The sequence below is a fragment of the Myxococcus qinghaiensis genome, assembly GCF_024198215.1.
GTDB classification, from domain to species: Bacteria; Myxococcota; Myxococcia; order Myxococcales; family Myxococcaceae; genus Myxococcus; species Myxococcus qinghaiensis.
Map to the genome: position 1 here is coordinate 112,924 of NZ_JAKCFA010000010.1, position 12,533 is coordinate 125,456.

Annotated in this window: 12 protein-coding genes; 4 read left to right on the top strand and 8 right to left on the bottom strand. The window is 68.7% G+C overall.

What is annotated here, in order from left to right:
• Positions 1-64: 64 nt before the first annotated feature.
• Positions 65-2,146, top strand: a complete 2,082-nt coding sequence (locus LZ199_RS20305; protein WP_253995391.1) for a prolyl oligopeptidase family serine peptidase — start codon at positions 65-67, stop codon at positions 2,144-2,146.
• 4 nt (positions 2,147-2,150) lie between these two features.
• Here the strand turns inward: LZ199_RS20305 and LZ199_RS20310 are convergent, their stop codons facing one another.
• From LZ199_RS20310 to LZ199_RS20325, 4 genes are read right to left on the bottom strand one after another with little or no spacing between them, the layout of a single operon-like run.
• On the bottom strand, positions 2,151-2,957 hold the full coding sequence (locus LZ199_RS20310; protein ID WP_253995392.1) for an ABC transporter permease: 807 nt from the start codon (positions 2,955-2,957) through the stop codon (positions 2,151-2,153).
• 2 nt (positions 2,958-2,959) lie between these two features.
• Positions 2,960-3,721: an ABC transporter ATP-binding protein gene (locus tag LZ199_RS20315; RefSeq protein WP_253995393.1), complete on the bottom strand. Its 762-nt coding sequence runs from the start codon at positions 3,719-3,721 to the stop codon at positions 2,960-2,962.
• Positions 3,722-3,743: 22 nt separating this feature from the next.
• A complete protein-coding gene (locus LZ199_RS20320; protein WP_253995394.1) occupies positions 3,744-4,487 on the bottom strand; it encodes a YdeI/OmpD-associated family protein in 744 nt (247 codons plus the stop codon).
• 49 nt (positions 4,488-4,536) lie between these two features.
• Entirely contained in the window at positions 4,537-5,142 is a 606-nt protein-coding gene (locus tag LZ199_RS20325) for a macro domain-containing protein (RefSeq protein WP_253995395.1), read from the bottom strand.
• Positions 5,143-5,221: 79 nt separating this feature from the next.
• Here LZ199_RS20325 and LZ199_RS20330 point away from each other — a divergent pair, with 79 nt between their 5' ends.
• Positions 5,222-6,007, top strand: coding sequence for a glutathione S-transferase family protein (locus LZ199_RS20330; RefSeq protein ID WP_253995396.1), 786 nt, complete (start codon positions 5,222-5,224; stop codon positions 6,005-6,007).
• A gap of 96 nt (positions 6,008-6,103) precedes the next feature.
• Here LZ199_RS20330 and LZ199_RS20335 read toward each other — a convergent pair whose 3' ends face one another.
• The 4 genes from LZ199_RS20335 to LZ199_RS20350 all read right to left on the bottom strand — a co-directional run bounded on the left by LZ199_RS20335 (position 6,104) and on the right by LZ199_RS20350 (position 9,151).
• Positions 6,104-6,469: a VOC family protein gene (locus tag LZ199_RS20335; RefSeq protein WP_253995397.1), complete on the bottom strand. Its 366-nt coding sequence runs from the start codon at positions 6,467-6,469 to the stop codon at positions 6,104-6,106.
• Between the two features lie 50 nt (positions 6,470-6,519).
• Positions 6,520-7,284, bottom strand: coding sequence for a LolA family protein (locus tag LZ199_RS20340; protein ID WP_253995398.1), 765 nt, complete (start codon positions 7,282-7,284; stop codon positions 6,520-6,522).
• 120 nt (positions 7,285-7,404) lie between these two features.
• Positions 7,405-8,439, bottom strand: a complete 1,035-nt coding sequence (locus LZ199_RS20345) for a rod shape-determining protein (protein WP_141641347.1) — start codon at positions 8,437-8,439, stop codon at positions 7,405-7,407.
• Positions 8,440-8,608: 169 nt separating this feature from the next.
• Positions 8,609-9,151, bottom strand: a complete 543-nt coding sequence (locus LZ199_RS20350; protein ID WP_253995399.1) for a putative ABC transporter permease — start codon at positions 9,149-9,151, stop codon at positions 8,609-8,611.
• Between the two features lie 418 nt (positions 9,152-9,569).
• Between LZ199_RS20350 and LZ199_RS20355 the strand changes: the two genes are divergently transcribed.
• Positions 9,570-10,046 carry a hypothetical protein gene (locus LZ199_RS20355; protein ID WP_253995400.1) on the top strand — a complete coding sequence of 159 codons (477 nt, stop codon included), beginning with the start codon at positions 9,570-9,572 and terminating at the stop codon, positions 10,044-10,046.
• A 174-nt stretch (positions 10,047-10,220) separates the two neighbouring features.
• Complete coding sequence (locus LZ199_RS20360) at positions 10,221-12,338, top strand: cation:proton antiporter (RefSeq protein ID WP_253995401.1); 2,118 nt, start codon at positions 10,221-10,223, stop codon at positions 12,336-12,338.
• The last annotated feature ends 195 nt before the right edge of the window (positions 12,339-12,533 follow it).

The following is a 12,533-nucleotide window of genomic DNA, read 5'->3' on the forward strand; positions in this document are numbered from 1 at the left end:
ACCGGAATGGGAGCTGGCGCGCCGTGTTGGTGGCCCCGCCGCACCGCCACCAGGAGATGAGCACATGGGCAGGTTGTTTGTCGCGCCGCTGCTGACCGGGCTTTTGGCCGCTTCCTCGGCGATGGCGGTCGAAGAGGACCCCTTCCTGTGGCTGGAGGAGGTGCAGGGGCAGAAGGCGCTGGAGTGGGTGCGCGCGCAGAACGCGAAGACGGAGGCGGTGCTGGAGAAAGACCCGCGCTTCGAGCCCTTCCAGGCGGAGGCGCTGCGCATCTTCACCGCCACGGACCGCATCCCCACGCCCACCTTCCGCGCCGGGGGCGTGGACACCTTCTGGCAGGACGCGACGAACCCTCGTGGGCTGTGGCGGCACACGACGACGGAGGGCTACGCGAGCGCCACCATCCCCTGGGAGACGGTGCTGGACGTGGATGCGCTGGCGAAGCAGGAGGGTGCGCCCTGGGTCTGGAAGGGTATCGACTGCCTGCCGCCCGCTGACTTGAAGTGCATCGTCTCCCTCTCCAACGGCGGCAAGGACGCGGTGGAGTCGCGCGAGTTCGACGCTGGGACGAAGCAATTCGTCGAAGGAGGCTTCCGGCTGAAGGAGGGCAAGCAGTCCGTGTCGTGGCTGGACGCGGACACGCTGCTCGTGGGCCAGGACTGGGGCGGTGACACGCTCACCGAGTCCGGCTACCCGTTCGTGCTCAAGCGCTGGAAGCGCGGCACTCCGGTGGAGCAGGCGACCGAGGTGTTTCGAGGTGAGCGCACGGATGTGTCCGCCTCGCCCACCGTCCTGCACGACGCGGACGGACAGCTCCAGGGCGTGCTCATCAATCGCGCGGTGACGTTCTACGAGTCGGAGCTGTTCCTGCTCGGGGACGCGGCGCCGGTGCGACTGCCCTTCCCGCGCAAGGTGTCGTTCCATGCGTTCGTCCAGGGGCAGGTCGTCTTCACGATTGAAGAGGACTGGGGCGGCTTCAAGCAGGGCGCGCTCCTGGCCTGGTCGCTGGAGGCGCTGAAGCAGGACGCGGCGAAGGCGAAGCCCACGCTCATCTTCCAGCCTGGACCGCGTCAGGCCATCGAGCGCGTGTCGGCCACGCGCACCCGGCTGCTCGTCAACCTGTACGAGGACGTGAAGGGCGCGCTGGATGTCTATTCGTCGAGCAAGGGCCGTTGGACTCGCAAGCGGCTGGCGATGCCGAAGAACGCGTCGGTGGAGATTGTGGCCACGTCGTCCTCGCACGAGAAGCTGTTCGCGGGCGCGGAGGGCTTCCTGGAGCCGACGTCGCTGTGGCTCGGCGACGCGGCGGCGGGCACGGTGAAGCAGGTGAAGGCGTTGCCGGCGCGCTTTGATTCATCCAAGCACCGGGTGGAGCAGTTCTGGGTGAAGTCGAAGGATGGGACGCGGGTGCCGTACTTCCTGGTGCGGCCGGTGAAGCCCAAGGCCGGCGGTGTCACGCCGACGGTGGTGTACGGCTACGGCGGCTTCCAGGTCTCCAAGCCGCCCATGTACCTGCCGGAGATGGGCAAGCTGTGGCTGGAGCGTGGCGGCGCGTACGTCGTCGCCAACATCCGGGGCGGTGGCGAGTTCGGTCCGCGCTGGCATCAGGCCGCGCTGCGAGAGAAGCGTCAGCGGGCGTTCGACGACTTCGCCGCCGTGCTGGAGGACCTGGTCCGCCGCAAGCTCACGTCACCGAAGCACATCGGCATCTACGGCCGCTCCAACGGTGGCGTCCTCACCAGCGTGGTGATGACGCAGCACCCGGAGTTGCTCAACGCGGCTGTGATTGAAAGCCCGCTCATCGACATGATGCGCTACCCGAAGCTGCCGGCCGGCGCGTCGTGGGTGGGCGAGTACGGCAACCCGTTCGTCCCCGAGGACGCGGCGTTCATCTCGAAATACTCCGCCTACCAGAACCTCAAGCCGGGCGTGCGCTACCCCAAGCCGTACATCACCACCAACACGAAGGACGACCGCGTGCACCCGGGCCACGCGCGCAAGTTCGCCGCGAAGCTGGAGGCGATGGGGCTGCCGTACCTGTACTTCGAGAACACCGATGGCGGGCACTCGAACGACTCGGACCCGATGCTCAATGCGCGCCGGTGGGCGCTGCACCACGTCTACCTGTCGCAGCAGTTGATGGACTGAGCGCTCAGCTCACGCTCTCCGCGCTGTAGCGGGCGATGAGGCCCGTGCGCACGGCGAGGCGGAACACGCGGTTGAAGAAGAGGGCGGCCAGCACGATGTAGAGCACGGCGAGGCCGCCCCCCATCAGCACCGTCGTCCACGACACCGAGCCACCCGCGACGATGGTCCGCATGCCCTCGAACACGTAGGACGGGGGCAGGAGGCGGGCGATGGCCTGCATCCACGAGGGCAGGGTGGACAGTGGATAGAAGACGCCGACGAACGGGGACAGGAGCGCGGGGATGGGCCAGATGAACCACTCCGCGGAGGGCCCCAGGCGGAGCACCACCGCCGTGCCGATGATGCCGAGCGCGATTCCGAACAGGAACAGCACCAGCAGGAACGGCACCAGCATGGCGCCATAGACGAGCATCGACAGGCCGAACACGGCGCCCGCGACGACGAGCATGACGACGAGCCCCACCGAGCTGGTCGCGATGCTGGAGAGCACCAGCCCGGTGACGTACTCAGTGATTGTCATCGGGGTGGCGAAGACGTTGAGGAAGTTGCGCGACCAGACGTCCTCGAAGAAGGCCATCGTCACGCCCTGCATCACCCGGGTGAGGAAATCCCAGAGGAGCACCGCGCCGAGCAGCGCGGGCAACAGGTCCATGCCCGGCTGGTGGGTGATGGTGCCCAGGTAGCGGGTGATGAAGCCCCACAGGACGATGTCGATGGCCACCCAGACGAAGAGGGGGAAGACGCGCGAGGGGCTTCCGCGCAGCAGGTAGAACTGGCGCAGGACGATGGCGGCGGCGCGAGACAGTCGCATGGCTAGGGGTGCTCCAGTGCGAGCGGCTCGCGAGCCACGGTGATGAACAGCTCCTCCAGCGTCGCCTTGCCGTGCTCGTGAGGCAGCTTGCGAGGGTCTCCCTGGAGGAGCACCTTGCCGCGCGACATGAAGAGGACGCGGTCGCACACCTCTTCCACCTCGTACATATTGTGGGAGGTCCACAGCACGCCGCCGGTGCCCTTCGCGGTGAAGTCGCGGATGCGGGCGCGGATATCGCGCGCCGTGGACGGGTCCAGCGAGGCGGTGGGCTCGTCGAGCAGCAGCAGCTGGGGCCGGTTGAGCATGGCCTTGGCGAGCGCGACGCGCGTCTGCTCTCCCGAGGACAGCACGCCACACTTGGTGTCGCGGAAGCGCGTGAGGTCGAACTCCTGGAGCAGGGCCTCGATTCGCTCGGAGACGCGCTTCACGCCGTAGATCATGCCGAAGTAGCGCAGGTTCTGGACGACGGTGAGGTTGCCGGGGAGCGGCGCGTAGACGGCGGCGAAGTTGGTGTACTCGAGCGCCTGCGAGCGGCGCTTGGAGAGGTCCACGCCCTGGATGTGGATGGCGCCGGAGGTGGGCTCCAGGACGCCGAGCACCATGTTGATGGTCGTGGTTTTTCCGGCGCCGTTGGGGCCGAGCAGGCCGACGATTTCGTTGCGACCGACCTCGAAGGAGATGCCATCCACGGCGACGGTGCTCGCGTAGGACTTGCAGAGCTCGCGGACGGAGAGCACCGGTGGATTGCTGGAGGGTTCGGCCATGTCGGAGGTGGAGCGTCCTGCGTCAGTTGTGAAGCTTCTCGTGCCGGCCGAGCATCTCGACGTACTCGGCGATTTTGCGGGCGCGCGTCTCGGCCTTCTTCACGTGGTGGATGCGGAAGAGCACCGCGTAGCGGTTGACGGAGTTGAGGGTGGCGAAGAACGCCTCCGCGCGAGGATGGGCGGCCAGGGCCGCCGCGAGGTCGGCGGGCACGGTGATTTTGCTCTGGGAGTCATAGGCGGCCTCCCAGCGTCCGTTCTGTTTCGCGTTCTCGATTTCGGCCAGGCCCGAGGGCTTCATCCGGCCTGCTTCGATGAGCGCGAGCACCTTGTCGCGATTGATTTTCGACCAGATGCTCCGAGGCCCGCGCGGGGTGAACTTCAGGACATAGGCCGAGTCGTCGAAGCGACCCTTCTGGCTGTCAATCCAGCCCCACGTCAGGGCGACCTCCAGTGCCTCCTGGTAGGTGAGGGACACGGGGCTCTTGCCCTTCTTGGAGAACTTGAGCCACGCACCGCGCGACGTGGCGGCGTGTTTCTGGAGCCAGGTGTCGAAGGCCTCCGCATTCGCGAAGAAGACGATGGGCAAATCGCCCGTGGGCGTCGCGGTGGCGGGCGTGGACTGCGCGGGAGCGAGCTTCGAGGCCACGGACTTCGCAGTGGTGGGCTTCGCGCGTGCGGGCTTCGCGGGAGCGGACTTCCCAGCGGCCGATGACTTCGTGGCCGGAGACTTCTTCCGCGCGGACCGGGTCTTCTTGGCGGGGCTCATCGGGCCGGCTTGTACCACGGGGCCGAGGAAGCGGAGGACCCGCGCGGCGCTACTGTCTCAGCTTCCAGTCATCGTCGGAGGCCTGTCCCACCGACACGGGAATGTACGGCGGTCCCCGCACGGTGTTCAGCCAGGCTTCCTTCATCTGCTTCGCGCACCGTGCTGGTGGCATGCGGCCGACGGCGGTGCCCAGTCCGGGACAGAGCACGGTGCGGATGGGGTGCTTCGCGGTGGCGTTGTGGGCGAGGACGGCTCGCAGCGAGGCACGGAACGCCAGATAGGCATTCACGGTGTCGCTGACGTCCGAGGGGACGCGCATGGTGGGCGCGCTGATGCACCAGGGAATCTCCTCGCGTCCCGTGGGCACGATGACGGCGCAGCCCACGGGCAGCTCGCCGCCGTGCTCCTGGGCGAGCAGCGCCTGGAGTCGCTCCTGGACCTGGGGGCCGAGCTGGTACGTGTAGACCGCGTCGATGCCGCCATCCATGAAGCCGAAGCTGTTGGCGGGGCTGACGATGGCGTCCGCGCGCACGTCGATGGGGGCCTCGGAGGAGAGGGTGCCCTCTCGCTCGGAGAAGATGTCGCCGTGGGAGATGGTGACGCCGGGCAGGTCCGCGAACTCCTTGCGCCAGGCCGCGACCAGGGCGCTGCTCAAGTCTCGGAGGTGAAGCCGGAGAGAGGGAGGCATGGGGCCAGTATGCATGAAGCCCGTGGTGGCGGTAGCGTCCCGGCGCATGCGCACTCTTTACGGGATGCACTACTCGGGTTGGACGGAGAAGGCTCGCTGGGCGTTGGACCATCACCGCGTGGACTATCGCTACCGCGAGCACCTGCCGCTCATCGGTGAGCTGGCCCTGCGCTGGCGCACCCCGAAAGGCACGCATCCCTCCGTGCCGATGTTCGTCGGGGAGGGCGTCGCGACGACGGGCTCGTTCGCCATCGCCCGTCGCGCGGAGACGCTGGGGCAGGGGGCGGCTCTGTTTCCCGAGAGCGCGATGGCCGCCATCCAGCGCTGGGAGGCGTTGAGTGACCAGGTGTTGGGCATCGCCCGCTCCAGCGTGGTGAGTCGCCTGTCCCACCATCCGCGCGCGCAGGAGGAGAGCCTGCCCTCGTTCATCCCTGGCTTCCTCCGAGGTGTCTCCGCGCCGACGGCCCGGCTGGGAGCGCGCTTCATCGCACGCAAGCACAAGGCGCTGGTGGACCCGGAGACGGCGATTCAACAGACGGCCATCCCCGCGCTGGAGCACCTGCGCGCGGAGCTTCGAGGGAGGCCCTATCTGGAGGACGGCTTCACCTACGCGGACATCACCGCATGCATGATGCTCCAGTTCGCACGGCCGGTGGATGATGCGTGGATGCCGCTCGGTCCGGGGACACGCGAAATCTGGCATCACGAGTCACTGGCCGCCGCGTTCCCCGACCTCCTGGCATGGCGAGACGACCTGTATGCGAAGCACCGCCGCCCCCAGGCCCGAGCATTGGGCGCCAGAAGCGGCGGAGCGGCGTCCCGCGTGGGGTGAGGCAAGCGAAGTAGAGACGGAACCCGACATGGTCGTTCGCTGCTTCAGCAAGTCGGCGACGACAGGTCCGTCAGCGGGACGCGCATCGACAGCGCCTCACGGCTCGGTCCACACCGCCAGTTCGTTGCCCGTGGGGTCGGCGAAGTGGAAGCGCTTGCCTCCGGGGAAGGTGAACGTCTCCTTCACGATGCGCCCTCCGGACTCGCGCACCTTCGCCAGGGTCGCGTCCAGGTCCTTCGAATACAGCACCAGCAACGCGCCCCCCTTCGACACCTCCAGCTCCTTGTTGAAGCCTCCGTTCATCCGCCCGTCCATGAAGCTCGCGTAGTCCGGGCCGTAGTCCTCGAACTTCCAGCCGAACACGGCGCCATAGAAGCGCTTCGCCTCCGCGATGTCCTTCACGGGCAGCTCGATGTAGTCGATACGGTGGTGCTGCTCGGCCTGCTGCGGTGCGGTGGACATGGCGGGCTCCTCGAGTGGGAACACCCCCAGCATACTCACTGCGAGCGGCGTTACTTCGTCTTCGCGGGCGGCGTGCCCTGCTGGCCCATGCGCTGACGAATCATCTCCTGAATCTGCTCGGGCGTCTTGCCCTTGAAGTCCTCGGGCTTGAAGGACCCCATGATGGGAGGCGCGGCGCTGGTGGCATCCAGCTCCTCATAGCCAGAGGGGACAGTGAAGAGCGACGCGGGCTGCGCGCCCATCTTGATGTTGGTGACCTCGATGTCCGCCTGAACCTTGCCGTCCTTGCCGAAGGTCTGGCTGCGCACGTAGGCGACCTCGGGCAGGTCCGTGGGACGCCAGACCTTCTGACGCTGGATGCTGTCCTCGGCGCCAGGAGGCACGCCCTCGTAGACGACCGTGGGGTGGCCGTTGACCTTCTCCGTGCCGACCTTCTTGAAGCCCTGCTCCTTGAAGCAGGCGTCGAAGTCCTGCGCCTTGCCCACGCAGGTGCCGGGAATCTTCACGGACAGGTCATCCAGGCTGCGGCTCGTGGCCGCCTTCTTCGCGTGGAAGAGCGTCGTGCCCGTGCGCTTCTCCCAGTCGAAGATGATGGACATGCCGCCGGGGACCTCGGCCGGCGCCAGGTCCATGCGCAGCATGCCCGGACGGCCGAACATCTTGCCCTTCGTCTCCGGGGCCGCCCCCTTCTGTCCGGGCAGCGGCGCGCTCTTCACCCGCAGGTCCCCGACCCAGTCGGCCAGGGCGGGCGTGGACAGCAGCAGCGTGGCGGCGAGGACTCCCGACAACCTGTGACGAACCGAGAATGAGCTCATGCGGCGCACCACAATCCAGGCGCCGCACGGCTGTCAAACAGGCCCCGGATACACGAACGGCGCCGGCCTCGTGAAAGGCACGGCGCCGTGGGCGCACGCGGGACTCAGCTCCGGGCCGTGTCAGCCCGGCTGGCAGACCTGCCGCAGGATATCGAGCGACTCCAGCGCCTTGCCCGCGCCCATCACCACGGCGGAGAGCGGGTCCTCCGCGAGGAACACGGGCAGGCCCGTCTCTTCGCGCAAGAGCGTGTCCAGGTTCTTCAGGAGCGCGCCACCACCGGCCAGGACGATGCCCCTGTCGGCGATGTCACCCGCCAGCTCCGGCGGCGTGCGCTCCAGCGTCAGCTTCACGGCCTCGACGATGCCGTTGACGGGCTCGGCGAGCGCGTCGCGGACCTCGTCGCTGGACACCGTCAGCGTGCGCGGCACACCGGCCACCAGGTCGCGACCCTTGATCTCCATGGTCATGACCTCGTCCGTCGGGTACGCGGTGCCGATGCCCATCTTGATGAGCTCGGCCGTGCGCTCACCGATGAGCAGGTTGTACTTGCGCTTCACGTACTGAATGATGGCTTCGTCCAGCTTGTCGCCGCCGATGCGCACGCTCTTGGCGAACACGATGCCGGCCAGGCTGATGACCGCGACGTCGGACGTACCACCGCCGATATCCACAATCATGTTGCCGCTGGGCTCCGTCACCGGAAGGCCCGCGCCGATGGCCGCCGCCATGGGCTGCTCAATCAGGTAGACCTCGCGCGCTCCCGCGTTCGCCGCCGCCTCACGCACCGCGCGACGCTCCACCTCGGTGATGCCGGAGGGGATGCCGATGATGATGCGCGGATTGACCAGCGTCTTGCGGTTGTGCGCGCTCTGGATGAAGTAGCGCAGCATCGCCGCGGTGATTTCGAAGTCGGCGATGACGCCGTCCTTCATCGGCCGGATGGCAACGATGTTGCCCGGCGTGCGCCCCAGCATCTCCTTGGCTTCCTTGCCCACCGCGAGGACCTTCTTGCCCCCGCGCGCGTCATGCTGGACGGCCACCACGGAAGGCTCGTTGGACACGATGCCCTGACCGCGGATGTAGATGAGCGTGTTCGCCGTCCCGAGGTCGATGGCGAGGTCGCGCGAAAAAAGGGTGTGAAGCCAGTCGAACATACGAGGGCGGAAACTTTCGAAGAGTCGGCGGAATTTCCCGCTGGCGCGTGGGAAGAGCAGTCGCGAAGGTACTACGCGACGCGGCACGGAGGAAGAAAAGCCGGCGGCGCTCCAATAACCGCCTGGGGGGCAGTCGGCCATAGGACTCGGAGGCCCGAGTCCAAGTCGCTCAGGGGGCTGCTTCCGAGTGGGCCTGCTCGAAGCGCGAGGCCACCACCCCGGCCTGCTCGGCCTGGCCTTCCGGCAGGCACACGGGCAATTCCCCCGCCTGTTCCGCTTCCCGGTACTCCGGGGTGTGGCGCAGGGCCTCGCTGGTGACGTGGAGCAGGCCGTCCCGGACCGGCTCGAACATCAGCGCGGTGAGGTACCAGGCGGGCGCGTAGTCCAGGCGGATGAGGCCGTGCACGCTCCACCGGTGAGGCGCGTAGTCCCACGGGCAGCGGCCGAGCAGCTTCCTGAGCATCCACCCCGTGGCGTACTCGGCCCCGAAGATGAGGGCGGTGTAGGCCAGCGCCCGCAGGGGCCGGGGCAGGGGCTTGAGCCGCGCGGAGACCTCCTCGAGCGCCAGGGCCGTGCCCCCATAGATGGGGTGCATCCACAGGTAGGTGCGCGCCGTGGCGCTCCTGTCCCTGCTCAAGGCCGCGCCCGCCCCGGTGAAGAGGACCTCCAACACCCAACCCGTGCACCCGTAGAGCAAGAATCGTGAAAGCACGCGCTCAAGTTAGGTCTGATCCTCCGAACCGGCAGGCCCCGCCGCGCGCCGAATCGCCGCCTGCCTTGGATGTGCACCGGTGGACGTTCTCCCCGTCCACACGGGGGTGACGGCCGCGACTTCGGGCCGATGCGACGACGCCGCGGAGCTCGGTCCGGGGGGACATGGCCCTACAGCGCCGTGACGCACCCGCCTGGAGCGGGGCGTCGTCCCCCCGCGTCAGCGACGGCCTCATCCGGTGGCGTGGGGCTCGAGAAGCGGGTCCGGCGTGCTCGCGAGGGGGCAGCGCCCGCCACCTCGTCCGCGCCAGTAGCCAGGCTCCAGCGGACTGGCGGGCGTGAGGCAGGGCGCGCTTTACGGGCCCAGGTCCGGCGTAGTACCTGAACGAGTGATGCGCTCCCCCGGCACGACATCGCGAATGCCCGGCTCCGGGAGCGAGACGCTCCGGACGGTGCTGCTCGCCCTGGGGATGACCCTGGTGCTGGCCACCGTCCTGCGCGCCGAGGCCGCCGAGTGCCCCACGGTGACGGCGGCGGAGCGGGGCTTCTACCTGGACACCGGCGCGACGTCCGTGCGCCAGGGGGCGAAGTCCTCCAAGGGGTCCTCTCGCCGCTGGGGCTCGCAGTTCCACGTCACCGACCTGGGGGGCTGGGACTCGGGGCTCCACGTCGGCTCCGGCCACGCCTTCTCCCCGCCGTCCTCCGCGCGGGGCCGCACCCCCTTCGCACCCGACCTCCAGGCCCTCCATCGCTGGGGCCGGGAGCGGCGGCACGCCGTCGCGCGCGTCACCTTGAGAGAACGTCGGTCCGCGGCGGCCCCCACCTCGAGCGGGGACATCGCGGACCGGCCCTCCATCGTCACCCGCCCGTTGCGAGGCCCTCCGCCAGGCGCTTGAGCGGTGAGCATCGCGCCGGCGTCCCTCCGGCACCGAGCGCTTGAGCGAGCCCGGCGGTATTTCGGGCGTTACGACGTCTTTTCCTTTCCTTCGCGCGCGACGGCCCTTGTCTCCGGTTTCTCGGGGCGGGGCAGGTCGTGTCCCAGCCGAGCTTCCCATTCTTGAGGTGACCTGATGCACGGAGCCCACGAGGTCCTCCAGGCCATTGCCATTGTCCTGTGCGTCGCCGCGGTGACGACCGTTCTCTTCCAGAAGCTGCGACAGCCCGTGGTGCTGGGCTACATCCTCGCGGGCCTCGTGGTGGGGCCCTTCGTGCCCATTCCGCTGGTGGCCAATCCGGACGTCGTCACGACGCTGTCGGAGCTGGGCGTCATCCTGCTGATGTTCTCGCTGGGGCTGGAGTTCAGCCTTCGCAAGCTGTTCTCCGTGGGCTTCACCGCCGGCGTCACGGCCGTCATCCAGTGCAGCATCATGGTGTGGCTGGGCTTCGTGGTGGGGCGGGCCTTCGGGTGGACGACGCTGGAGAGCCTCTTCACCGGTGCGCTCATCGCCATCTCCAGCACCACCATCATCGCCAAGGCGTTCGACGAGCAGGGCATCAAGGGAAAGCTGCGGGAGCTGGTGGTGGGGGTGCTCATCGTCGAGGACCTCATCGCCGTGCTGCTGATGGCGACCCTGACGGCCATCTCCACGGGCGCGGGCCTGAACGTGACGGACCTGACGCTCACCACGGGCAAGCTGGTGGCGTTCCTGGTGGGGCTGGTGGCGGTGGGCCTGTTCATCATCCCCCGGGCCATGCGCGCGGTCATCAAGCTGAACCGGCCGGAGACGACGCTCGTGACGAGCGTGGGCATCTGCTTCGCGGTGGCGCTGCTGGCGCAGTCGTTCGGCTACTCGGTGGCGCTCGGCGCGTTCCTCGCGGGCTCGCTGGTGGCGGAGTCGGGCGAGGAGAAGCTGGTGGAGCACCTGGTACAGCCGGTGCGCGACATGTTCGCGGCCATCTTCTTCGTGTCGGTGGGCATGCTCATCAACCCGGAACTCATCGTCGAGCACTGGGCCGCCATCCTCGTGCTCACCGGCGTGGTCATCCTGGGCAAGCTCATCAGCGTGACGCTGGGGGCCTTCCTCACCGGCAACGGCACGCGCACGTCGGTGCAGGCGGGCATGAGCCTGGCGCAGATTGGTGAGTTCTCCTTCATCATCGCGGGCCTGGGGCTGTCGCTGAAGGCGACCGGCTCGTTCATCTATCCGGTGGCGGTGGCCGTGTCGGCCATCACCACGCTGACCACGCCCTTGCTCATCAAGGTGTCGGGGCCGGTGGCCACGTGGGTGGACCGCAAGCTGCCCAAGCCGCTGCAGACCTTCGTCACGTTGTACGGCACGTGGGTGGAGCGGCTGCGTCAGGCGCCAAGGCGGGAGACGCTGGGCGCGGGCGTGCGGCGGCTGATTCGCCTGCTGGTGCTGGACGCCGTGCTGCTGGTGACGCTGGTGATTGGGACGACGATGTCGGCCGAGCGCATGGCGGGCTTCGTCGAGACGCGCACGGGGCTGGACGAGGACGTGTCCAAGAACGTCATCCTCGGTGGCGCGGTGCTGCTCGCGGTGCCGTTCATCCTGGGCGTCATCGGCATCGCCCGGCGGCTGGGCGCGACGTTGGCGGAGGCGGCGCTGCCCGCGCGCAAGGACGGCAAGCTGGACCTGGCCGTGGCGCCTCGGCGGGTGCTGCTCGTCACGCTGCAGGTGGGAATCATCCTCCTGGTGGGCATCCCCATCGTCGTGGTGACGCAGCCCTTCCTCAAGGGCGCCACCGGTCCCCTCATCGTGCTGGCGCTGGTGGGCGCGCTGGGTGTGGCGTTCTGGCGGGGCGCGACGAACCTGCACGGCCACGTGCGCGCCGGAGCGCAGGTCATCGTCGCGGCGCTGGCGGCGCAGTCGCACTCGAAGGAGCCGGGTGGGGACGAGCACGCGCTGGACCACGTCCAGGGGCTGTTGCCGGGCCTGGGCGCTCCGGCCTCCGTGAGACTGGAGGAGAAGAGCCCCGTGGCGGGCAAGACGCTGGCGCAGGTGAACCTGCGCGGCCTCACGGGCGCGACAGTGCTGGCCATCCAGCGCGGCGAGGAGAGCGTGTCCGTGCCCACCGCGCAGGAGGTCCTCCAGGTGGGCGACGTGCTCGCGCTGACAGGCACGTGCGAGGCGGTGGACGCGGCGAAGGCGCTCCTGACGGGGCCCACCACGCCGTCGGTGCCACCTCCGGAGGTTCCTCCGAACGAAGAGGCCCACGCCCACGGGTAGCCGCGCTCACGGCCGCTGGGCCGGTGAGACTCCAGGCGCCGGGCAGGGAGGGAAGGGGGAGGCGGCTCGGTGTGCCTCCCCAGCCGGCGGCTTCACGGGGAAGAGCTTCGGGGCCCGCGCGCCCTGAAGCCCTCCAGCCGGCCGGCCGTCGCCTGGAGTGGGTAGGCGCGCGAGGCCGGTAGGGGATTGCCGCGC

Coding starts and splice junctions, on each gene's coding strand:
- LZ199_RS20305 (WP_253995391.1), top strand. CDS start 65: ATGGGCAGGTTGTTTGTCGCGCCGCTGCTGACCGGGCTTTTGGCCGCT.
- LZ199_RS20310 (WP_253995392.1), bottom strand. CDS start 2,957: ATGCGACTGTCTCGCGCCGCCGCCATCGTCCTGCGCCAGTTCTACCTG.
- LZ199_RS20315 (WP_253995393.1), bottom strand. CDS start 3,721: ATGGCCGAACCCTCCAGCAATCCACCGGTGCTCTCCGTCCGCGAGCTC.
- LZ199_RS20320 (WP_253995394.1), bottom strand. CDS start 4,487: ATGAGCCCCGCCAAGAAGACCCGGTCCGCGCGGAAGAAGTCTCCGGCC.
- LZ199_RS20330 (WP_253995396.1), top strand. CDS start 5,222: ATGCGCACTCTTTACGGGATGCACTACTCGGGTTGGACGGAGAAGGCT.
- LZ199_RS20335 (WP_253995397.1), bottom strand. CDS start 6,469: ATGTCCACCGCACCGCAGCAGGCCGAGCAGCACCACCGTATCGACTAC.
- LZ199_RS20340 (WP_253995398.1), bottom strand. CDS start 7,284: ATGAGCTCATTCTCGGTTCGTCACAGGTTGTCGGGAGTCCTCGCCGCC.
- LZ199_RS20345 (WP_141641347.1), bottom strand. CDS start 8,439: ATGTTCGACTGGCTTCACACCCTTTTTTCGCGCGACCTCGCCATCGAC.
- LZ199_RS20355 (WP_253995400.1), top strand. CDS start 9,570: ATGCCCGGCTCCGGGAGCGAGACGCTCCGGACGGTGCTGCTCGCCCTG.
- LZ199_RS20360 (WP_253995401.1), top strand. CDS start 10,221: ATGCACGGAGCCCACGAGGTCCTCCAGGCCATTGCCATTGTCCTGTGC.